The sequence below is a fragment of the Streptomyces stoeckheimensis genome, from assembly GCF_045822005.1.
In the GTDB taxonomy this organism is placed as follows: Bacteria; Actinomycetota; Actinomycetes; order Streptomycetales; family Streptomycetaceae; genus Streptomyces; species Streptomyces stoeckheimensis.
This window is the reverse complement of the sequence record NZ_CP169550.1, coordinates 8,656,125-8,674,378: the sequence shown is the minus strand read 5'-3', so window position 1 is coordinate 8,674,378 and position 18,254 is coordinate 8,656,125. Positions and strand designations below refer to the sequence as shown.

Sequence of the window (18,254 nt, the reverse complement as noted above, 5' to 3'; positions counted from 1 at the left end):
GGCCGCGATCAGGCGGGCTGCCACAGTTCGATCCGGTTGCCCTCGGGATCGGCGACCCAGCCGAACCGGCCGACCCCGTCCATGTCCTGGGTCTCCGGGGCCACGTCCGCCCCCTTGGCACGCAGCTGCGCGAGCATCGCGTCCAGGTCGCGGACGCGGAAGTTGAGCATGGTCTGCTGGGCGGGGGAACCGAAGTAGTCGGTCCCGGACTCGAACGGCGCGAACACCGTCGGTCCGGCTCCCTGACGCCACAGACCGTGCTCGTCCGAGTCCAGCCCCAGGCAGTCCCGGTACCAGGCGCCCAGGGCCGCCGGATCTGCGGCCCGCATGAAATATCCACCGATTCCCAGCACACGTTCCATGCCGCGATCCTGCCAGGACGCCGTCAGAATCCCTTGCCGAGCGCGCCCAGCAGCGCGGGACTCATCCCGCTCTCCACTTCGGGGAGCGGCCGGGGCTCGGGCCCCCGCCCCTCGAACACCGGGCGGATGCCCCTCAGTCCCTTCGTCCCCTCGACCGCCCACGGCGCGTCCGTCTCCGGCAACGACACCGTCATCCGGTACGAGCCGACCTCCCAGTGCACCTCGGTCATCGCTTCCGCCCTCTCCCTCGACCGTTCAGACTTCCCTTTTGTCCAAACTACGGCCGCCTCGATCCCCTGCCAGGGACCTAGGTCCCCACTCCGGGCGCCATCCGGCCCTCGCCGGGGCCGGCCGTCAGGGTGGCGTGGAAGCGGTAGCGGTAGCGGTAGCGGTCGGCACGGTAGACGACGCGGTTGTACTCGCAGGGGCGGCCGTACTGGTCGTAGGTGAGCTGTTCGATGTGGAGTGCGGGAGCACCCCCGTCCAGGTCGAGCAGGGGGGCCTCGTCGGGCGGGACGAGGGAGGAGTGGGCGGTGTAGCGCGCACGGGTGGGGACGATGCCGCGTGCGGCGAGCTCGGTGTACAGCGAGGCGGTGGTGTAGTCGGCCTCGCCGAGGCCCGGGGCGCGCTCGGCCGGGACGAGGGTGACCGAGTGGCACCTGACCGCGTCGTCGAAGAGCCGCACCCCGTCCAGCTCGAAGATCTCCGCCCCGGGCAGCACGTGGAGGGTCTCCGCCTCCTCGAAGTCCGCCGGGCGCACCCTGGCGGCGAACACGCGGGCCTCGACCCGTCCCGGACCACGTGCGCCGGATCAGTCTGGCGACGGGCAAGCTGACCACCGCTTCCCGGCAGCACCACATCGTCGAGACCGTGTGCCGTGAGGGCTACGTCTCCCTCGAACGGCTCGTCCGCGAACTGGACGTCAGCGCGATGACCATCCACCGCGACCTCCGGCTCCTGGCCTCCCGGGGCGAGGTGTGCCGGGTCCGCGGCGGCGCGGTCGGCCCCTGGATGACCACGACCTCGTGACGAAGACGAACGCCGCCCGCGGTCCCCACGGGGACCACGGGCGGCGGGTCACGTCCTGCTGCCGGCAGCGACTAGTCGGTGCCGAACTCCATCGCGGCACGGTCCAGCAGCTCGTCGTCGCCGGAGACCTCGCCGCGCGAGGCGATGGCCTCTGCGCCGCCCTCGGGCATGGCGCCGATCAGGCCGGAGCCGGGCGCCTCGACGGCGCCGATCAGGGCCGGGTGCGTGGTGCCGACGATGCCGAGGCCCGCGTACTGCTCCAGCTTCGCGCGGGAGTCGGCGATGTCGAGGTTGCGCATGGTGAGCTGGCCGATGCGGTCCACCGGGCCGAACGCCGAGTCCTCGGTGCGCTCCATGGAGAGCTTGTCCGGGTGGTAGCTGAACGCCGGGCCCGTGGTGTTCATGATCGAGTAGTCCTCGCCGCGGCGCAGGCGCAGCGTCACCTCACCGGTGATCGCCGTACCGACCCAGCGCTGCAGGGACTCGCGGATCATCAGCGCCTGCGGGTCCAGCCAGCGGCCCTCGTACATGAGGCGGCCGAGGCGGCGGCCCTCGTTGTGGTACTGGGCGACCGTGTCCTCGTTGTGGATCGCGTTGACGAGGCGCTCGTACGCGGCGTGCAGCAGGGCCAGGCCCGGAGCCTCGTAGATGCCGCGGCTCTTGGCCTCGATGATCCGGTTCTCGATCTGGTCCGACATGCCCAGGCCGTGGCGGCCGCCGATGGCGTTCGCCTCCATGACCAGGTCGACGGCGGAGGCGAACTCCTTGCCGTTGATCGTGACCGGGCGGCCCTGCTCGAAGCCGATGGTCACGTCCTCGGTGGCGATCTCGACCGAGGGGTCCCAGAACCGGACGCCCATGATCGGGTCGACGGTCTCCACACCGGTGTCGAGGTGCTCCAGGGTCTTCGCCTCGTGGGTGGCGCCCCAGATGTTGGCGTCGGTGGAGTAGGCCTTCTCGGTGCTGTCGCGGTAAGGCAGCTCGTGGGCGAGCAGCCACTCCGACATCTCCTTGCGGCCGCCGAGCTCGGTGACGAAGTCCGCGTCGAGCCAGGGCTTGTAGATGCGCAGGTGCGGGTTGGCGAGCAGGCCGTAGCGGTAGAACCGCTCGATGTCATTGCCCTTGAAGGTCGACCCGTCGCCCCAGATCTGGACGTCGTCCTCCAGCATCGCGCGGACCAGCAGCGTGCCGGTGACGGCGCGGCCGAGCGGCGTCGTGTTGAAGTAGGCGCGACCGCCCGAGCGGATGTGGAACGCGCCGCAGGCGAGAGCGGCCAGGCCCTCTTCCACGAGCGCCGCACGGCAGTCGACCAGGCGCGCGATCTCGGCACCGTACGCCGTGGCCCGCGCGGGCACCGACGCGATGTCGGGCTCGTCGTACTGGCCGATGTCGGCGGTGTAGGTGCAGGGGACGGCACCCTTGTCGCGCATCCAGGCGACGGCGACGGAGGTGTCGAGGCCTCCGGAGAAGGCGATACCGACGCGCTCGCCGGTGGGCAGGGAGGTGAGAACCTTTGACATGGGATGAGTATGCGCGATGATGCATGATCATGCAAAATGGCGGGCCGCCGACGCTCCGGGCGCCGGGCGGGCGTGCCGTCATTGTGACGCGCGGTCGCGCGTGCGGCGAGTCCGGCGGAGCCCCGTGGGGCCGCCCCGCCGGACCGCGGCGCGAGGTGGTTCAGCCGGCCGACGGGGCGAACGGCCCCCCGGCGGCGAAGGCGTGGCGGGCGAAGTTCTCGGCGATGCGCACGTGGCCCGCGGAGTCGGGGTGCAGATCGTCCGGCAGCGGCAGCTCGGCGTGGTCCGAAGCGCCGTAGAGGGCACGGCCGTCGAGGTAGTGCAGGTGCGGGTCCTCGGCCGCCCGCTGCGCGACGATGCCGGCGAGCGCCTCGCGGACGACGTTGAGCGTCAGGCGCCCCGCGGCCCGTTCGGCCGGGTCGCCCAGCGCCTTGAACCGCAGGGTCCCGGTGCTGAAATCGGTGGTGAGGGGGCCGGGGGTGTCCTCCTGGATCGGGCACAGGATGGGCGACACGACGAGGAGCGGCGTCGTCGGATGGCCCTCGCGCAGGGTGTCGAGGAAGCCGTGGACCGCGGGGGCGAAGGCGCGCAGCCGCATCACGTCCAGGTTGACGATGTTGATGCCGACCTTGACGCTGATCAGGTCGGCGGGGGTGTCGCGCATCGCGCGGGCCGTGAAGGGGTCCAGCAGGGCGCTCCCGGAGAACCCCATGTTGCGCAGGTCCACCGCACCCTGCGCCGCGGCCAGTGCCGGCCAGGTGCCGGAGGGACGCTCGGCGTTCGAGCCGTGGCTGATGGAACTGCCGTGGTGCAGCCACACCCTGCGACCGTCGGCCGGCGCCGGGGTGACGGGGGCGTCGGTGCGCAGCGCGATCAGCTCGGTCATCTCGGTGTGCGGCAGCCAGATCTCGACGTCCTTGTCCCGCGCGGGCAGACCCGCGAAACGGGCGGTGCCGGGCGGCCCCTCCGCGAGTTCGACCGCCTGGGTGGCCAGGTCGAGGGTGCGGACCCGGCCGCCGGGCACGGTGGCCCGGTCCGTGAGCACGCCGTCGACCACGAGGTCGTACGCACCGTCCGGCGAGACCGGGAAGCCGCGGTAGGCCCTCTTCGTGGGCAGGGCGTCCAGCTCGATGACGGTGGCGCGGGTACGGAAGGCGAGGCGCACGCCCGACGGACGGGCCTCGGCCGTGGCCAGCTGGTCGTCGGGGATCTGCGGGCGGGCCCGGGCGGGCAGCCGGTGGGGCAGCAGCCCGCGCTCGGTGCGTTCCACGTCGGCCGCGCCGCGCAGGAGGTCTTCGGTGATCGGCGTGGTGATCCGGTCGTGGTCGGTGGTCATCGCCTCAGCCTCGGGTGATCGGGGTTACGGGGTGCAAAGCCATGGGCTTACGGGGGTGCAGAGCGGCGGGGTTACGCGGTTCCGGGGTTAGGCGGTTCCGGGCTTGCGCAGCATCGCGTCGAGCGAGTCCACGATCCAGTCCCAGGACTCCTGCGGGTCCACGGCGGTGTGGCTGAAGCCGCCGGCCAGCTCCAGGCTGACGTAGCCGTGGAAGACGCTGCCGAGCATCCGGACCGCGTGCGTCTGGTCGGGTTCCGTCAGGTCGTAGCCCCGCAGGATCGCCCGCGTCATCTGGGCGTGCCGGACGCCCGCACTGGCGGCCGCCGTCTCGGGGTCGAGCCGGAGCCGGGCGGCGTCGTAGCGGCCGGGGTGCTGCCGGGCGTAGTCCCGGTAGGCGGCAGCGAAGGCGGCGAGGGCGTCCTTACCGGCCCGCCCGGCCAGGGCGGCCGCCACCCGGTCGGCGAGCTCCTCCAGGGCGAAGAGGGCGATCCGGGTCTTGAGGTCCTGGGAGTTCTTCAGGTGCGAGTAGAGGCTCGCAACCTTGACGTCGAACCGCCGGGCGAGCGCCGAGACGGTCACCTGCTCGAAGCCGACCTCGTCGGCGAGCTCCGCCCCCGCCCGGGTCAGCCGCTCGGCGGTCAGTCCTGCTCGAACCATCATGTGCCTCCTAGCTGGCGATAGCCATTATGCATTTGCCTAAAAGCTTTAGGCAAATTAGCCTGCCACGCATGAAGCCGTTGACCGAGCAAGAGATCCGCGCCGCCTTCGTGAACTGCACCAAGGGCGAGGCCAAGCGCCTGTCCGTCCCCCGCGACCTGGCCGAACGCCCCTGGGCCGACCTGGACTTCCTGGGCTGGTGGGACCCCAAGGCCCCCGAGCGCGCCTACCTCGTCACCGAGCTGGACGGCCGCCCGGTCGCCCTCGCGCTGCGCTCCTCCGGCGTCGCCCCCTCCCAGGCGCGGCGCAGCATGTGCTCGCTGTGTCTGACCACCCACACCGGGGGCGTCTCACTGATGGTCGCGCCGAAGGCGGGCAAGGCCGGTCAGCAGGGCAACACGGTGGGCGCCTACATCTGCGGGGACCTCGCCTGCTCGCTCTACGTGCGGGGCAAGAAGAACGCGGGCCCGGACGGACGGCTCCACGAGTCGCTCACGCTGGAGGAGAAGATCCAGCGGACGGTCGCGAACCTCGCCGGGTTCATTGCCAATGTCACCGCCGTCGCGAACGTCACGGCCGTCGCCGATGCCAAGGCAGTCACCGACGCCACGGCAACGGCCTGAAGCACTCCTCCCCTACTCCGTACGAGCCCTCTTCGGCGCCCGTTCGGCCCCATGGGCCGAGTTCATGATCATCGGGCTGCCCGGAAATCGTTTTGATGCTGCCATCCGGCCGAAGGCGATCTGGGAGGGCTGCGTGGCGCGCATGCTGTCATCGACACACCGTGGAGGACTCCGGCGACGGGGCAGGACGTGGAGCGTGGCCGGGGCGGTGGTCGGGGTGGTCTTCGTCGTCGCCGCCGCACCGCAGGCGGCGTCGCGGTCCGGTGTCGGGCCGCAGGCCGGCGGCGCACAAGCGGGCTCCGTCGAGCTGCTCGTCGGCCGGGTGCTGGACGACGGGGGCGGTCGGTGCGCGATGGACGCCTACCGGGCCGGGCTGTGCGGCGGACTGGAGGAGCAGCTGGTGCGGGCCACCGCCAGCGGAGCCGGTTCCGTGGTCCGCGATCCCTCCTCCCGCGGCGCGGCCCGGGCGGCGGCGCACACGGTCGTCCTGCCCACCGACGCGGCCGGCCCCCTGGAGATCTCCCTCGCCGGACCGGGACTGCTCACCTACGTCACCGTCCACGACGGCCACGGCCGCTACGTGGGCGGCGCCCTGGGCGCCCGGGGGCACCACTGGAGCAATACCGAGCCGTTGCGGGCCGGTGAGACCTACACCGTCCGGGTCGGCGCCCAGGACGCGGCGGGCACCCCGGTCGGCGTGACCATGGCGTTCCGGACAGCGGCGACCGAGACGGCGACGGACGACCGGCTCACCGCCGAGTTCGGACCCCGGCCCGGCACGTACGGGGCCGGGCAGATCGTGACGGCCTCCCTGAGCCACCCCGTCCCGGCCGCCGACCCGGCGGCGCGGGCCCGGCTGGAGCGGGCCCTGCAGGTCACCTCGGAACCGGCGGTCGAGGGGGCCTGGCACTGGGTCGACGACTCGACCCTGCACTACCGGCCGCGCACCTACTGGCCCGCCCACGCCGTGGTGCATGTGGTCAGCGGTCTCGACGGGGTCGAGGTCGGGGAACGGCAGTACGGCGGTCCCTCGGAGTCCCTGCGGTTCACCATCGGGGACCGGATCGAGGCGGTCACCGACGCCGCCGCGCACGAGATGACCGTACGGCGCAACGGCCGGACCGTCCGGACCATCCCGGTGACCACCGGCAAGGCGGGCTTCCTGACGCGCACCGGGATCAAGGTCGTGCTCGGCAAGGAGCGCAAGGTGCGCATGCGCGGGGACACGGTGGGCATCAAGCGCGGCACGAGCGAGTTCTACGACCTGCCCGTCTTCTACGCGACCCGGGTGACGTGGAGCGGGGAGTACGTGCACGCCGCGCCCTGGTCGGTCGACGCGCAGGGCGAGGAGAACGTCAGCCACGGCTGCACCGGCATGAGCACCGCCGACGCGGCCTGGTTCTTCGACACGGTGCGGGAGGGGGACGTGGTGGCGGTGGTCAACAGCGGCGGTGAGCCGATGGCCCCCTTCGCCAACGGATTCGGAGACTGGAACCTCGGCTGGGACGCCTGGCTGGCCGGCAGCGCGCTGGGCGCGGCCACCGACGCCCCGCTCGCGTCCGCCTCCGCACTCGCGTCGGCACACGGCCCGTCCCGGCTGGTCCCCCTCACCTGAACCGTCCCGGCTTCCCGGCGGGGGCGGTTGGAGGGTGCGGGCGCGCGGGCGGGCACGGCGGCTCCGATAGCATCCGCTCCGTGCCCGCCTCCGCCACGTTCCCCTCCCCCGCCTCCCCCTCCCCCGCCGCGACCGGGATCGACGTCGTCCTGCTGACGATGAACGACCGCCCCGACGAGGAGGCCGCGGCCGTCCGCACGCTCCTCGCGCAGGAGGACGTCGAGCTCCGCGTCGTCATCGTCGGCAACGGCTGCCACCCCTCGCTCTCGGTGGACGGGGCCACGGTCGTCACCCTCCCGGAGAACCTCGGCATCCCCGAGGGCCGCAACCGCGGAGCGCTCGCCCTGCGGGACAGGGGCAGCGAGTTCCTCTTCTTCCTCGACAACGACGCCTCCTTCCCCCGGCCCGACGTCCTGTCCCGGCTGGTGGCCGAAGCCCGACGGCGCCCGGAGGCCGCGTACGTCCAGCCGCGGCTGACCGGGCCCGACGACACCACGACGCCGCGGCGTTGGGTGCCCCGGCTGCGTACCGGCGATCCGGGGCGGCCCGGCACCATCGCCACCATGACCGAAGGCGTGGTCATGGTCCGCCGGGACGCCTTCGACGCGGCCGGGGGCTGGCCCGACTTCTTCCTGTACCACGAGGGCATCGACCTCGCGTACCGGCTCTGGGAGCAGGGCGGCACCGGCTGGTACGCGGCGGAGGTCCGGATGCACCACCCGGTCACCAGCCCCACCCGGCACGCGCTCTTCCACCGGCTGGCGGCCCGCAACCGCGTCTGGCTCGCCTACCGCAACCTCCCCGCGCCGCTCATCCCCGCGTACCTCGGCATCTGGACGGCGGTCACGGCGCTGCGCGGGCTGCGCGGCGGCGGAATCCGGGACTCGCTCCAGGGCCTGCGCGAAGGATGGGCGACCCGGCACGACCAGCTGCGGCGGCCCCTCCGCTGGCGCACCGTGGCCCGCCTCACGGCCGCGGGCCGGCCTCCGGTCCTCTGACCGACCCGGCGAGGAACCGGCCCGCCCGGGTGTCTCAGGGGCCGGTGCGGCGGGCTGCGCCGTATGCCGTGAGGGCGGCCGCGAGGTGGCGGGCTCCCGTGGGGTCGGTGGCGTCGTGGCCGGTGAGCAGCCGGATGCGGCCCAGACGGTAGGTCAGGGTGTTGCGGTGGACGGTGAGGGCTTCGGCGGCCTCGGCGCGCCGGTAGCCGGCCGCGATGAACTCCCGCAGCGTGGCGATCAGATGGGGCTGGTCGTCGAGGGGGGCCAGGACGCGGGCCAGGGCGTCGCGGGCGGGGCCGGGCTGCACGAGCTGGTACTCGACGGCGAGGTCGGCCAGCCGGTAGAGCCCCGGCGGGCGCCCCAAGTCCTCGGCCAGGGACAGTACTTCGGAGGCCTCGGCCTGGGCCCGCGGGATCGACCCATGGTCCTCGGCGACGGCGGCCGCCGCCGTGCACCGCAGTTCGGCCGCGGTGTCGAGCCGCGCGAGCAGCCGCCGGGTCGCGCCGGGCGGGGAGGGCGGGGAGGGCGGGGAGGGCGGGGTGGGCGAGGAGGGCGGGCCGAGCGGGACCAGGAGGACGCCGCCTTCGCCCTTGAAGGTGGCCAGCACCTCCGGGTTGCCGTCCAGTTCGGAGCGCAAGGCGCGCAGGATCCGGTTCGTCGCGCCGCCGGGTGCCTCTGGCAGGCGCAGGACGACCACCTCGTACCGTTCGGCGAGGGTGCGTCCGTACCGTTCGGCCGCGCGGCGCGCCGGGCGGCCCGCGAGCAGGACTCCGGCGAGGTTCCGGCCGTGTTCGCGCTGCTCCCAGTCGAGGTCGGCCTGTTCGCGCAGATAGGCCTCGGCGACCTTGGGCATGACCTCGCCGAGGAACGCCAGCAGGCCCGTGACCAGGGCGTACGGATCGGCCACGGGGTCCGGTCCGGCCGCGGCGAGCTCCCAGGCCCGGCGGGCGCCGAGCGGGTAGACCCGTAGCACCGCCTCCAGGGGGACCCCGTCCCGGGCCCGCTCGGCGCCCCAGGCAACGGGGGCGGCCAGCTCCGCTTCGGTGGGCGCCCGTCCTTCGGCGACCGTGGTGAAGAACAGGTTCAGCACGGCTTCGGTGTTCGCGACGAGGTCTCCGCCGAGGACGCTGTCGGGCAGCAGCCGGTAGGCGGGGATGTCGGCGGTCAGCCGGGCGACGGTCTCGGCCGCCATCTCCGGTATCCGGGGCAGCAGCGCGGCGGCGAGCTCCTGGGCGGCCGCAACCTCCCCGCCTGCCGTCCCGTCCGGTGCCGCGCCCGATGCCGCGCCCGCCGTCCCGCCCGCGTCGTCCATCCCCGCATTGTCACCGTGCACAAACGCGGGAGGAAGCATTCTGCGCGTACCGCCAGGGGACACGGGCGGCGCACCGGAGCATTCTGTGCAGTCCGACCAGTGCTGACTTCTCGTCAGCCCCCGTCAGACCCCTGTCAGGAGATGTCGTATGGCTCCCCGTACCCGTGCGTCGCGCACCCGCACCCTGCTCGCCAGGGCCGCCCTCCCGCTGGCCCTCCTGCTCGGCGCTGCCTTCCCGGCGAACGCCGCCACCGAGGGCGTCACGGGAGGCGGGGTCAACGACTTCTCCTGCCGGCCGAGCGCCGCGCACCCCGAGCCCGTGGTGCTCCTCCACGGCACCTTCGCCACCTGGTACGAGGACCTCAACTTCCTCCAGCTCGACCTCGCCGCCCGCGGCTACTGCACCTTCGCCCTGACCTACGGCGCCTACGACGGCTTCCCGCTGGTCGGCGGTCTCAAGCCGGTGGCCGTCTCGAACCTGGAGATCAAGGAGTACGTGGAGAAGGTGCGCGGCGCGACCGGCGCGGACAAGGTCTCCGTCGTCGGCCACTCCGAGGGCGGGCTCCAGGCCCTCTACCTCGCCAAGATGCAGGGCATCCAGCCCCACATCAAGGCGGTCGTGGCCATCGCTCCCCCGACCCACGGCACGAACGCCGCCGGGCTGCTGGACCTGGGCGACAAGCTGATCGGCCGGGCGACCATGGAGAAGATCGTGACCACCATCGGCATCCCGGTGCTCGCCGACGAGGTCCCCGGTGGTCCCGCGATCCTGGCGCTGAACGACGGTCCGGTGGCCCAGCCCGGGATCGCGTACACCATCATCACCTCCCGCTACGACGAACTGGTGACCCCGACCGAGACGGCGTTCGTCCGCGAGCCGGGGGTCAAGAACCAGTACGTGCAGGACTTCTGCCCCTTCGACCCGGTGGGCCACATCGGCGAGGCCTACGACCTCAACGTCTGGCACATGGTCCGCAACGCCCTGGACCCGCGCCGGGCCACCCCGATCCTGGTGTGCGCGGTCGGCTCGCCCGGATAGGCGCCGGCCGGTCAAGGCCCAGGAAGCGCTCCCGCAGGGCCTGCGGCTGCTGTTCGTGCCCGACATCGCCCCGCACAGTGCCGGCGCGGCCGTCGACCGCCCGCCGCCCTCTACGGCCCCGCGGAGATCGCCTCGCGCTAGGGAAGCGGACCGCCCCGGGCCGTCAGCCACAGGGAGTACCACTCCTCGTGGCTCAGGTCCGGGGCGCGCAGGGCGGCGTCGCGGCAGGCCCGGATGCGCTCGGGGCGGCCGGTGCCGATCACGGGGGCGATCCGGGCCGGGTGGCGTTGCAGCCACCACAGCAGGATCGTCTCCGGCGTCGTCTCCTTCGCCTTGGCCAGGGCGCGCAGGTGCTCGGCGGTCGCGTGCTCCCCGACGCTCGACTCCCGTCCGGTGAAGCGTCCTTGGGCCAGGGCCCCGTAGGCCTGGAGGCGGACCGCGTTCGCCGTGCAGTACTCGACGGTGCCGGCCGGGAAGCCGACGGCCGCCGCGGCCGGGGTGTTCACGAGGACCCCGTCCTCCAGCCAGTCCCGCCGGTGCAGGCTCATCTCCAGCTGGTTGGCGACGAGCGGGAGGTCGAGGTGGCGTTGCAGGTGGGCGCACTGGGCGGCGTTCATGTTGGACACGCCGAACTGCCGCACGAGGCCCTGGCGGTGCAGCGAGGCGAGTGCCTCGGCGATGTCCGCCGGGTCGGCCAGGGGGTCGGGCCGGTGCAGGAGCAGGACGTCGATCACGTCGGTGCGCAGCCGTGTGAGGCTCTCCTCGACGCGGCGGAGGATGCTCGCGCCCCGCAGGTCGTAGATGCCGGGGCGGTCGCCGTCGGCGAGCCGGATCCCGCACTTGGTCTGCAGGGTGATGCGCTCGCGCAGGCCGGGGGTGCGGGCGAGGACCTCGCCGAAGACGCCTTCCGCCTTTCCGTGCCGGTAGATGTCGGCGTGGTCGAACATCGTGATCCCGCTGTCGAGGGCGGCCTCGATCACCGCCTCCGCCTCGTCGATGTCCTCGGCCCGGTACGGGCCGGGCTCCCAGCTCCCGCCGAGAGCCATGCAGCCGTAGATCAGCCGGGTGTCGCCTGTCACTGGTGCCGTGATCGCCATGCGGTCACCCTACGAGGCGGACGCCTTCCACAGCACCCGCTTCCCGTCCAGGATCACCAGCTCTCCGGCGGGGCGCAGCAGCAGGCGCGCGCCGGGGTGGCCGCCGGTCCCGCTGGACCAGACCGTGGCGCCGTCGGCGTCGCGCACGAGCAGGTCGCCGTCCTGGGTGAGCACGGCGTCGTGGCCGACGCCACCCGTGTACGTGTGCCAGGTACGGGTGCCCGCGGTGTCGAGCAGGGCGAGGTCGCCCGAGGCGTCGAGGGTCAGCCGGGCCTTCCCCGCGTCGAGGACGTCGCCGGGGCGCAGGACGGAACCGGTGTGGAACTCGATGGACGCGTCGAGTTCCCCCTTGGCCAGGCCGCGCAGGACGGCGAGGGAGGGGCTGAAGGCGTAGACCGAGCCCTCGGTGCGCACGAACCGGCCGAAGTAGAGGGTGTTGGCCCGGCTGCCGGTGCCGTCCGCCGAGGGGGTTTCGAACGCGATGGGCGAATCGGGGCCGATCACCGGGTCGCAGCCGGTGCGCGGGGTGCGGCCGGCCGGGAACTCGGGGTCGTTGACCCACTTGCGCATCACCAGCTCGAACTGCCCGACCAGGTCCGACTGGTGGCAGACGAAGACCAGCCCGCGCGGGGCCTGCGGACCGTGCTCCTCTCCCAGTTCGGGCTTGTAGACGGGGCCGTACGGGATTCCGCGCCGCATCAGGCGCCGCGCGTCGAGCTCCGCCTGGGTCACGGGGGGACGGCCCGGGGTGAGGACGAGGCCGTCGCGCGGGTTCCCCTTGCGGATGTGCGCGAACAGCGGCATCCGCCAGCCCTGCGGGTCCTGGCTGTAGTCGAGTCCGACGTCGGGGTGCTTGCCCGGCACGGGCAGTTCCTCCGCCGCGGGGCACAGGGCGACCGGCATGCCGCCCGGCCAGCGGCCCATCAGTCGGGCTCCGAGCCATTCCCGGCCGGCGTCGGCGGGAGCGGCGCCGGCGCGCTGGAGTTCGGCGAGGCGCAGGGCGACCTGGGTCCACCAGCCGGGCACGTCCTGCGCGAGGCGGCGTACCACCTGGAAGGCGCCGCCGGTGGCCCAGGCGGGCAGGCCCGGGGGGCGCTTGTTCACGCGCTCGGGGCCTACGACGAACTCGCCGGCGGGGATCAGCCGGCTTCCGGGCTTGCCCAGCACGCTGGCGGGGTCGGCCGGATCGGGCTCGTCGAAGCCCCGTACGCCGGGCTGGCTGATGCAGTCGAGGAAGCCGAAGTGCTCGTGCCCGCGCAGCGCGCCGGGAAGGGTGGCCCCGTCCTGGCGGAACAGGACCGTCCCGCCGGCCGCGGCCATGCCCGCGTGGTGTTCGGCGACGGCGACGGCGAGGCGTTCGGGCTGGTCGGCGGCGAGCGTGAGGACGACGTGCACCGCGCGGCCGGGTTCCTCGGCGCCGAACAGCCAGGACTGCGGGGCGCTGGTGCCGGTGTCGCCTAGCTGCTGCGCGCGGGCGGCGGAACCCTGGGTGAAGGCCTCGGCGCTGGATCCGGGCGGAGCGGCGGGGAAGGGTTCCTTGCCCGCGAACAGGCGCAGCCCCGGATGGGTCAGGCCGATCCCGGTCCACAGGGTGGCCATGGAGGCGGGGTCGATGCCGCCGCTGCGCCGGCGGGCCCTGCTGAAGGCCCGGTTGAAGCGGGCCACTTCCTCGGTGGTGGAGATCGAGGGCAGCAGGCCGGTCAGCCAGCGCCTGGCCTTGTCGGCGTCGTCGAAGTGGAGGAACAGGAAGCAGGCGTGGTCCTTGCGGAACCCGGCGAGGATGTCGCCCTGCGCGTTGCGGTCGGTGCGCAGCGGGAGGGCTTCGGGGGCGGTGTCCCGCGCCGCGGGTTCCGCGGCCGGGCCCGCCGCCGGGCGGGCCGGGGCCTCGGCGGCCCGGGCCGTGGAGGCGAGGCCCGTGGTGAGACCGGCGGCGGCGAGGGCCGCCGCCTGGACCACGGTCCTGCGGGCGGGTCCGGTGTGGGGGCAGCCCGGGGGCGGCGGCGAGGCGAGGGCCATCGGCTTGCTCCAAGTGGCGAAGGGGCGGGGTGGGGAGTGAGTGCGGGGGTGCGAAGGGGGGAAGAACGACGGAAATCGGCCGGGGTCAGCGCCGCGGCACAGCGGGCACTCCGGAGTCGAGCTTGATCCACTGGGCGACGCTGGGCACTCCCTTGGCGTCGAGGAGGAAGAGCATGTAGTAGCCGGGCGGCGCGGCGGCGGCGGTCGGCGGGGCCTGCAGGGTGAGGGTGTCGCCCGCGCGCCGCTTGATCCGCAGTTCCACGTGGCGCTGGCTGGTGTTGACCGCGTGCGTGGCGGTGGTGGGCGCCAGCAGTACGGCCCGCTGGACCCGGTCGGGCGTGCTCGTGGTGACCTCGAAGCGGGTGTCGTGGCCGACGGGGCCGGCGGGCACCGTGCCGAGGGCGGGCCTGGCTCCCTGGTGGAGGTAGGAGGGCTCGTAGATCTCGATGGTGCCGTTCATCCCGTCGGTGATGTCGGCGTCGTTGGCGAGCTGCTGGAGCTCGTCACCGGTGACCACGACCCGGCCGTCGGGCAGCACCACGGCGTTGGAGTGGTAGCCGCGGGGAAGCCGCTGGGCGGGGCCGAGCTTCCAGTTCCCCTGCCCGTCGCGCATCTCGAACTGCCGGTACTTCAGGTCGGCGTTGGGGTTCAGGACCCCGTTCCCGTAGTCGCGGATGTCGTATCCGCCGCCCGCCGTCAGCAGCGTTCCGTCCGGCATCAGCAGGGTGTTGTCCTGGGTGCGGCCGAAGGCCCGGGGCTTGTCGATGGTCCAGCGGCCCCCGGACAGCTTGTAGGTGTTCGGGTCGGTGCGGTCCCCGCCGATGACCAGGGCCGCTTTGGGGCCCTCGTACCCGCCGGGCAGCGGCACGGCTCCCCCGTACAGCCGCATGCTGCCGTCGGGGCGGGGCGGCAGGTCGGTGCGGGACTCCTTGACGGGGTCGAAGGCCCACTGTTCGTCGTGGACCCGGCCGAGCCCGTAGACCAGGCCGTCGCGGAGCGAGAAGAGGTGGGGGTAGTCGCGGGTGAAGGGGGCCTTGGCCTTGAACGGGCCGACCGGGGCGTCGCGCGGGACGTCCCTCTTCTCCCGGGGCACGGGGTACGAGAGGGCGGGGAAGCGCTCCACGAGCGGGGTCGGGGTTCCCCAGCCCAGCTCGGACTGGCCGGACATGATGAGCTGGCGGCCGTCCGCGGCGGTCACCACGGAGGGGTACCAGCGCCCGGTGGCCATGTCCTGGTTGCGGCTCCAGGTCTCCGTCCACGGGTCGAAGACCAGCGAGAGCTTGGCGCCGCTGCCTCCGTTGGAGCCGAGGTTGCCGCCGAAGACCCCGAGCATGCCGTTGGGCAGGAAGGAGTGGCCGGAGCAGAAGAACGGTGCGGGGCGCGGCGAATCGGTCCCGTCGGGCATGTCGACCACCGGCGGGGTGACCTTGGTGAACGCATCCGCGCCGGTGCCCTTGGCCGGGTCCCAGAGGAAGGCGCGGCCGGCGTTCGTGGCGCCGATGATGTTGGTGGGGGCGGGTTCCCTGGTGGGGTTGGTCTCGATCCGTTCGAAGGAGAAGAGCAGCACCTTGCCGGTGGGCAGGAGTGCGATGTGGGCGGCGAAGTCCGGCGAGTCGAAGTACTCCTTGAACACGCCGTACTTCTCCGGCGCCAGAGCGGCGTTGGCCTCGGCCTGGGACTCGGTGAGGGCCTTCAGGCGGGCCCGGCGGGTGGTGTCGGGGTAGTCGGCGGCGTCCCGCAGTGCGAGGCGGGTCCGGGCGTGCTCCTCGGCGTGCTCCTCGCCGAGAACCAGACGCTCGTCCGCGCCGATCTCGCGGCGCACCCGCTCGGGGGCGACGTACGGTGCCGGGCGCGCGGAGTCCGGATCGTACGGCGCTTCGTGCGCGGCCGCGGGGCCCCCGGGGAGCAGGCCGAGGAGGGTGCCTGCGACCAGGGCGCGGGCGACTCCGGGACGGGACATGAGGAACCCTTACGTGGGGGGAGGGGGGAACCAGGAAGGGGGGACGCGGGGAGGCGGGGCGTCTCAGATGCCGTGGGCGGTCACGAAGGCCATCCGGCGCAGGGCCTCGTGGAAGGCGTCGGGCTCGACGTGGACGCCCGAGGCGTAGGCGTGGTTGAGCTGGAGGACCAGCCAGACGCCGTACCCGCAGATGCCGCCGAGCGCGGCGATGCCGAGTACCCCGCGCACGCCCTTGGGCCAGCCGATGAGAACCAGGAAGGCCACCGAGAGGACGGCCGCGCCGATCAGGGTGACCACCATGATGACCGGCAGCCCGCCCTGGATGTCCGCCACCCGGATCCGGCGCTGTGCGAGCAGCCGGGTGACCGCGTCGCGCGCGTCGTCGACGGCCTTCGGCGGGGTCTCCGCGGGGACCTTGGCGACCAGTTGGTAGAGCCCGTAGGCCATGGCCCAGGTCTCCTCGTCGGTTTCGCCGTCGCGCATCCGGGGCCACTCGCGGTCGATGACCATGTGGGCGTACTTCTCGGAGTGGCCGCGCACTTCGGCCTTGGTGGGGGCCGGCATCCGGTCGGCGGCGAGGTAGAGGTCTATCAGCGCGCCGGCTTCCGCGTAGTTGCCCTTGCGCGCGACGGCCAGCTCCTGGGCGGAACTCACCATCAGGAAGGCCAGGGTGAGGATGAAGAAGGAGAAGACCACTCCCGCGGCGGTGCCGACGGCGGGACCCACGTCCGGCATCGTGCGGTTGCGTGCCACGTGGTGGCCGAGCTTCGCGGCGCCCATCGCGATGAGTGCGGCGCATAAGACGGAGAGGACGGCGGCGACAGCCATGGGGCCGGGGACTCCTCAGTGCGGGGGCCGACGGGCAGCGCGCGCTGCCGGTGATCAACACACTCGGTGATCAACGCCGTGCGCGCGCGCCGGGGCCACCGATGGGGTGACGGGTCCCTGGCGGACCGTCACCCGTACGCACCAGGCCCGGGGCTGTCGCCCCGTCGGGGCGGGGCGGGGGCCGGCGGGGCGGAGGGTCGGCCTGGCAGGGGGCGGCCCGGACGGGCTGCCCGGACGGGGCCGGTCAGCCCTCTGCCGTGAGCGCGCGCCGGTAGGTCAGCCCGGGGCTGCCGTCCAGGACGGTCTCCCCCACCACCGTGAACCCGGTCCGCCGGAGCACCGCCGCCGATGCCGGGTTGTCCAGGGCCGCGGACGCGGTGAGGACGCCGAGCCCGTACTCCGTGGCGGCGATCCGGCAGACCTCCCGGACGGACGCGGTGGCCGCGCCGCGGCCCGCCGCCCGTTCGCCGATCCGGTAGCCGAGGTCGGCGGCGCCGTCCGCCAGGTCCACCAGGTTGACGCGTCCGATCAGCTCCCCGGCACCGTCCAGCACCACGTGGAAGCGGCACGCGCCCGTGTCCTGTTCCGCGAGCAGGGCGCGGTGCCGGTCGGCGAACTCCGCGAAGTACGCGTCCCCGCGGTCGGGTACGGAGCGGGCGAAGTACGCCCGGTTGTCCCGCTCGAAGGCCAGCAGGGCGTCTTCGTGATCGGCCCGCAGGCGTTCGAGTCGCAGCATGCCGGGCAGGATATACGGGCTGCTAGGACGGGCGCCGCGAATTTTCGGGGGCCTCCCAAGGGCTTCCCCAGGGGGCTTCCCGGGGCCCTCGCGCCGGAGCGGTGGAGGCCGAAATCCTCGTCTCCCGTCCGGGAGTTGTGCGAGCGTGGGGGCGACCGGTCCTGTCCGGGGGGACGGGGACGACAACCGAACAAGGGGTGGGGAATGAAGGCAGGAACAGTCACCACGGGCATCGCTGCGGCCGTGATCGTGACGGCGGGCCTGAGCGGCTGTACGGCCGGGGCCTCCGTGGGCAAGAAGGCGGCGGACTCGGCGGAGACGCTGGTCGCGAGGCTCACGAGGGCCTCCGACGAGGCCTCCAAGGCGGGCTCGGCCGAGGTCGAGATGAGCGTGACGATGCCCGACACGGGCGGCAAGCCGGTCCAGGTGAACGGCACCTACTCCTGGGGCAACGGCCTCGCGATGGAGGCCGAGATGCCGGCCGCGGACCTGCAGATGCAGGACCTGGTCGCCGACGGCACGATCACGTACCGGCTCGTCCGGGGGGCGTACTACTACGGCATCGACCCGGCGCCGAGCGGCCCCTTCGCGGGCAAGACCTGGCTGAAGCTCGAGGCCTCGGCCGTGCTCGGCGAGCAGGGCGCCGCCGGGATGAGCGCGGGCAACAACGACCCGACGGCCGGGCTGAAGTCGCTCAAGTGGGCCAGCAACGTCACCGAGGTCGGCCGGGAGGACGTCAACGGGAAGAGCTCCGTCCACTACCGGGCCACGGTTCCGGTGGACAAGATGGGCGACTCCAAGGCGGTCTTCGGCGCAGTGGGCGGGGGCGGTGCGACCGAGCTCGTCTCGGACATCTGGGTCGACGACAAGGGCATGCCCTCGCGGCTGAACCAGGTCTTCGGGAACGTCACCGTCAACATCGACTTCCTGTCCTTCGGCGTGGCCAAGGACATCGCCATCCCCCCGGCCGCCGACACGGCCGACATCACCGAGGCCGTCAAGGAGGGCGGCGCGGCGCAGGGCTGACGCGCGCCGGGGCCGGGTACGCGGTGCGTACCGGGCGGTTCGGTTCCTACACTGGCCCTGCTCCGGCACGCACCGCCCCCATGCCACCCCGCAGGTACGA

The 18,254-nt window shown here is 73.2% G+C and carries 18 protein-coding genes; 6 read left to right on the top strand and 12 right to left on the bottom strand.

Going from position 1 to position 18,254, the window contains the following annotated elements; translation table 11 throughout:
• Positions 1-8 precede the first annotated feature (8 nt).
• The 3 genes from ACE1OC_RS39330 to ACE1OC_RS39320 all read right to left on the bottom strand — a co-directional run bounded on the left by ACE1OC_RS39330 (position 9) and on the right by ACE1OC_RS39320 (position 1,137).
• Positions 9-362, bottom strand: coding sequence for a VOC family protein (locus ACE1OC_RS39330; protein WP_407841068.1), 354 nt, complete (start codon positions 360-362; stop codon positions 9-11).
• 23 nt (positions 363-385) lie between these two features.
• Positions 386-592 carry a hypothetical protein gene (locus tag ACE1OC_RS39325; protein ID WP_407841067.1) on the bottom strand — a complete coding sequence of 69 codons (207 nt, stop codon included), beginning with the start codon at positions 590-592 and terminating at the stop codon, positions 386-388.
• A 77-nt stretch (positions 593-669) separates the two neighbouring features.
• A complete protein-coding gene (locus tag ACE1OC_RS39320; protein ID WP_407841066.1) occupies positions 670-1,137 on the bottom strand; it encodes a UTRA domain-containing protein in 468 nt (155 codons plus the stop codon).
• Positions 1,138-1,163: 26 nt separating this feature from the next.
• On the opposite strand from ACE1OC_RS39320, the gene ACE1OC_RS39315 reads away from it, so the two are divergent.
• Positions 1,164-1,391, top strand: coding sequence for a DeoR family transcriptional regulator (locus ACE1OC_RS39315; RefSeq protein ID WP_407841065.1), 228 nt, complete (start codon positions 1,164-1,166; stop codon positions 1,389-1,391).
• Positions 1,392-1,462: 71 nt separating this feature from the next.
• Here the strand turns inward: ACE1OC_RS39315 and argG are convergent, their stop codons facing one another.
• From argG to ACE1OC_RS39300, 3 genes are all read right to left on the bottom strand, one after another.
• Entirely contained in the window at positions 1,463-2,911 is a 1,449-nt protein-coding gene (argG, locus tag ACE1OC_RS39310) for an argininosuccinate synthase (RefSeq protein ID WP_250743176.1), read from the bottom strand.
• A gap of 160 nt (positions 2,912-3,071) precedes the next feature.
• Positions 3,072-4,247, bottom strand: a complete 1,176-nt coding sequence (locus tag ACE1OC_RS39305; RefSeq protein WP_407841064.1) for a GDSL-type esterase/lipase family protein — start codon at positions 4,245-4,247, stop codon at positions 3,072-3,074.
• Between the two features lie 87 nt (positions 4,248-4,334).
• Entirely contained in the window at positions 4,335-4,904 is a 570-nt protein-coding gene (locus ACE1OC_RS39300; RefSeq protein WP_407841825.1) for a TetR/AcrR family transcriptional regulator, read from the bottom strand.
• Positions 4,905-4,975: 71 nt separating this feature from the next.
• On the opposite strand from ACE1OC_RS39300, the gene ACE1OC_RS39295 reads away from it, so the two are divergent.
• The 3 genes from ACE1OC_RS39295 (at position 4,976) to ACE1OC_RS39285 (ending at position 8,140) form a co-directional block, all read left to right on the top strand.
• Positions 4,976-5,527 carry an FBP domain-containing protein gene (locus ACE1OC_RS39295; protein WP_407841063.1) on the top strand — a complete coding sequence of 184 codons (552 nt, stop codon included), beginning with the start codon at positions 4,976-4,978 and terminating at the stop codon, positions 5,525-5,527.
• 196 nt (positions 5,528-5,723) lie between these two features.
• A complete protein-coding gene (locus ACE1OC_RS39290; RefSeq protein WP_407841062.1) occupies positions 5,724-7,142 on the top strand; it encodes a L,D-transpeptidase in 1,419 nt (472 codons plus the stop codon).
• Positions 7,143-7,222: 80 nt separating this feature from the next.
• Complete coding sequence (locus ACE1OC_RS39285; protein WP_407841061.1) at positions 7,223-8,140, top strand: glycosyltransferase family 2 protein; 918 nt, start codon at positions 7,223-7,225, stop codon at positions 8,138-8,140.
• A gap of 34 nt (positions 8,141-8,174) precedes the next feature.
• Here ACE1OC_RS39285 and ACE1OC_RS39280 read toward each other — a convergent pair whose 3' ends face one another.
• Positions 8,175-9,452, bottom strand: coding sequence for a PucR family transcriptional regulator (locus tag ACE1OC_RS39280; RefSeq protein ID WP_407841060.1), 1,278 nt, complete (start codon positions 9,450-9,452; stop codon positions 8,175-8,177).
• A gap of 148 nt (positions 9,453-9,600) precedes the next feature.
• Here ACE1OC_RS39280 and ACE1OC_RS39275 point away from each other — a divergent pair, with 148 nt between their 5' ends.
• Complete coding sequence (locus ACE1OC_RS39275; RefSeq protein ID WP_407841059.1) at positions 9,601-10,491, top strand: esterase/lipase family protein; 891 nt, start codon at positions 9,601-9,603, stop codon at positions 10,489-10,491.
• Between the two features lie 137 nt (positions 10,492-10,628).
• Here the strand turns inward: ACE1OC_RS39275 and ACE1OC_RS39270 are convergent, their stop codons facing one another.
• The 5 genes from ACE1OC_RS39270 to ACE1OC_RS39250 form a co-directional block, all read right to left on the bottom strand.
• Positions 10,629-11,588 (bottom strand): aldo/keto reductase, encoded by a 960-nt coding sequence (locus tag ACE1OC_RS39270; RefSeq protein WP_407841058.1) that lies wholly within the window; start codon positions 11,586-11,588, stop codon positions 10,629-10,631.
• Between the two features lie 9 nt (positions 11,589-11,597).
• Positions 11,598-13,604, bottom strand: coding sequence for a peroxidase (locus ACE1OC_RS39265; protein ID WP_407841057.1), 2,007 nt, complete (start codon positions 13,602-13,604; stop codon positions 11,598-11,600).
• An 85-nt stretch (positions 13,605-13,689) separates the two neighbouring features.
• Positions 13,690-15,564, bottom strand: a complete 1,875-nt coding sequence (locus ACE1OC_RS39260; protein WP_407841056.1) for a galactose oxidase-like domain-containing protein — start codon at positions 15,562-15,564, stop codon at positions 13,690-13,692.
• A gap of 63 nt (positions 15,565-15,627) precedes the next feature.
• On the bottom strand, positions 15,628-16,392 hold the full coding sequence (locus tag ACE1OC_RS39255) for a hypothetical protein (protein WP_407841055.1): 765 nt from the start codon (positions 16,390-16,392) through the stop codon (positions 15,628-15,630).
• 244 nt (positions 16,393-16,636) lie between these two features.
• Entirely contained in the window at positions 16,637-17,128 is a 492-nt protein-coding gene (locus ACE1OC_RS39250; RefSeq protein WP_407841054.1) for a GNAT family N-acetyltransferase, read from the bottom strand.
• A 204-nt stretch (positions 17,129-17,332) separates the two neighbouring features.
• On the opposite strand from ACE1OC_RS39250, the gene ACE1OC_RS39245 reads away from it, so the two are divergent.
• Entirely contained in the window at positions 17,333-18,154 is an 822-nt protein-coding gene (locus tag ACE1OC_RS39245) for a hypothetical protein (RefSeq protein ID WP_407841053.1), read from the top strand.
• Positions 18,155-18,254 lie beyond the last annotated feature (100 nt).

What these genes read in the sequence shown, in the direction of transcription:
- ACE1OC_RS39330 (WP_407841068.1), bottom strand. Translation starts at nt 362, where the DNA reads ATGGAACGTGTGCTGGGAATCGGTGGATATTTCATGCGGGCCGCAGAT.
- ACE1OC_RS39325 (WP_407841067.1), bottom strand. Translation starts at nt 592, where the DNA reads ATGACCGAGGTGCACTGGGAGGTCGGCTCGTACCGGATGACGGTGTCG.
- argG (WP_250743176.1), bottom strand. Translation starts at nt 2,911, where the DNA reads ATGTCAAAGGTTCTCACCTCCCTGCCCACCGGCGAGCGCGTCGGTATC.
- ACE1OC_RS39305 (WP_407841064.1), bottom strand. Translation starts at nt 4,247, where the DNA reads ATGACCACCGACCACGACCGGATCACCACGCCGATCACCGAAGACCTC.
- ACE1OC_RS39300 (WP_407841825.1), bottom strand. Translation starts at nt 4,904, where the DNA reads ATGGTTCGAGCAGGACTGACCGCCGAGCGGCTGACCCGGGCGGGGGCG.
- ACE1OC_RS39295 (WP_407841063.1), top strand. Translation starts at nt 4,976, where the DNA reads ATGAAGCCGTTGACCGAGCAAGAGATCCGCGCCGCCTTCGTGAACTGC.
- ACE1OC_RS39280 (WP_407841060.1), bottom strand. Translation starts at nt 9,452, where the DNA reads ATGGACGACGCGGGCGGGACGGCGGGCGCGGCATCGGGCGCGGCACCG.
- ACE1OC_RS39275 (WP_407841059.1), top strand. Translation starts at nt 9,601, where the DNA reads ATGGCTCCCCGTACCCGTGCGTCGCGCACCCGCACCCTGCTCGCCAGG.
- ACE1OC_RS39270 (WP_407841058.1), bottom strand. Translation starts at nt 11,588, where the DNA reads ATGGCGATCACGGCACCAGTGACAGGCGACACCCGGCTGATCTACGGC.
- ACE1OC_RS39265 (WP_407841057.1), bottom strand. Translation starts at nt 13,604, where the DNA reads ATGGCCCTCGCCTCGCCGCCGCCCCCGGGCTGCCCCCACACCGGACCC.
- ACE1OC_RS39260 (WP_407841056.1), bottom strand. Translation starts at nt 15,564, where the DNA reads ATGTCCCGTCCCGGAGTCGCCCGCGCCCTGGTCGCAGGCACCCTCCTC.
- ACE1OC_RS39255 (WP_407841055.1), bottom strand. Translation starts at nt 16,392, where the DNA reads ATGGCTGTCGCCGCCGTCCTCTCCGTCTTATGCGCCGCACTCATCGCG.
- ACE1OC_RS39250 (WP_407841054.1), bottom strand. Translation starts at nt 17,128, where the DNA reads ATGCTGCGACTCGAACGCCTGCGGGCCGATCACGAAGACGCCCTGCTG.
- ACE1OC_RS39245 (WP_407841053.1), top strand. Translation starts at nt 17,333, where the DNA reads ATGAAGGCAGGAACAGTCACCACGGGCATCGCTGCGGCCGTGATCGTG.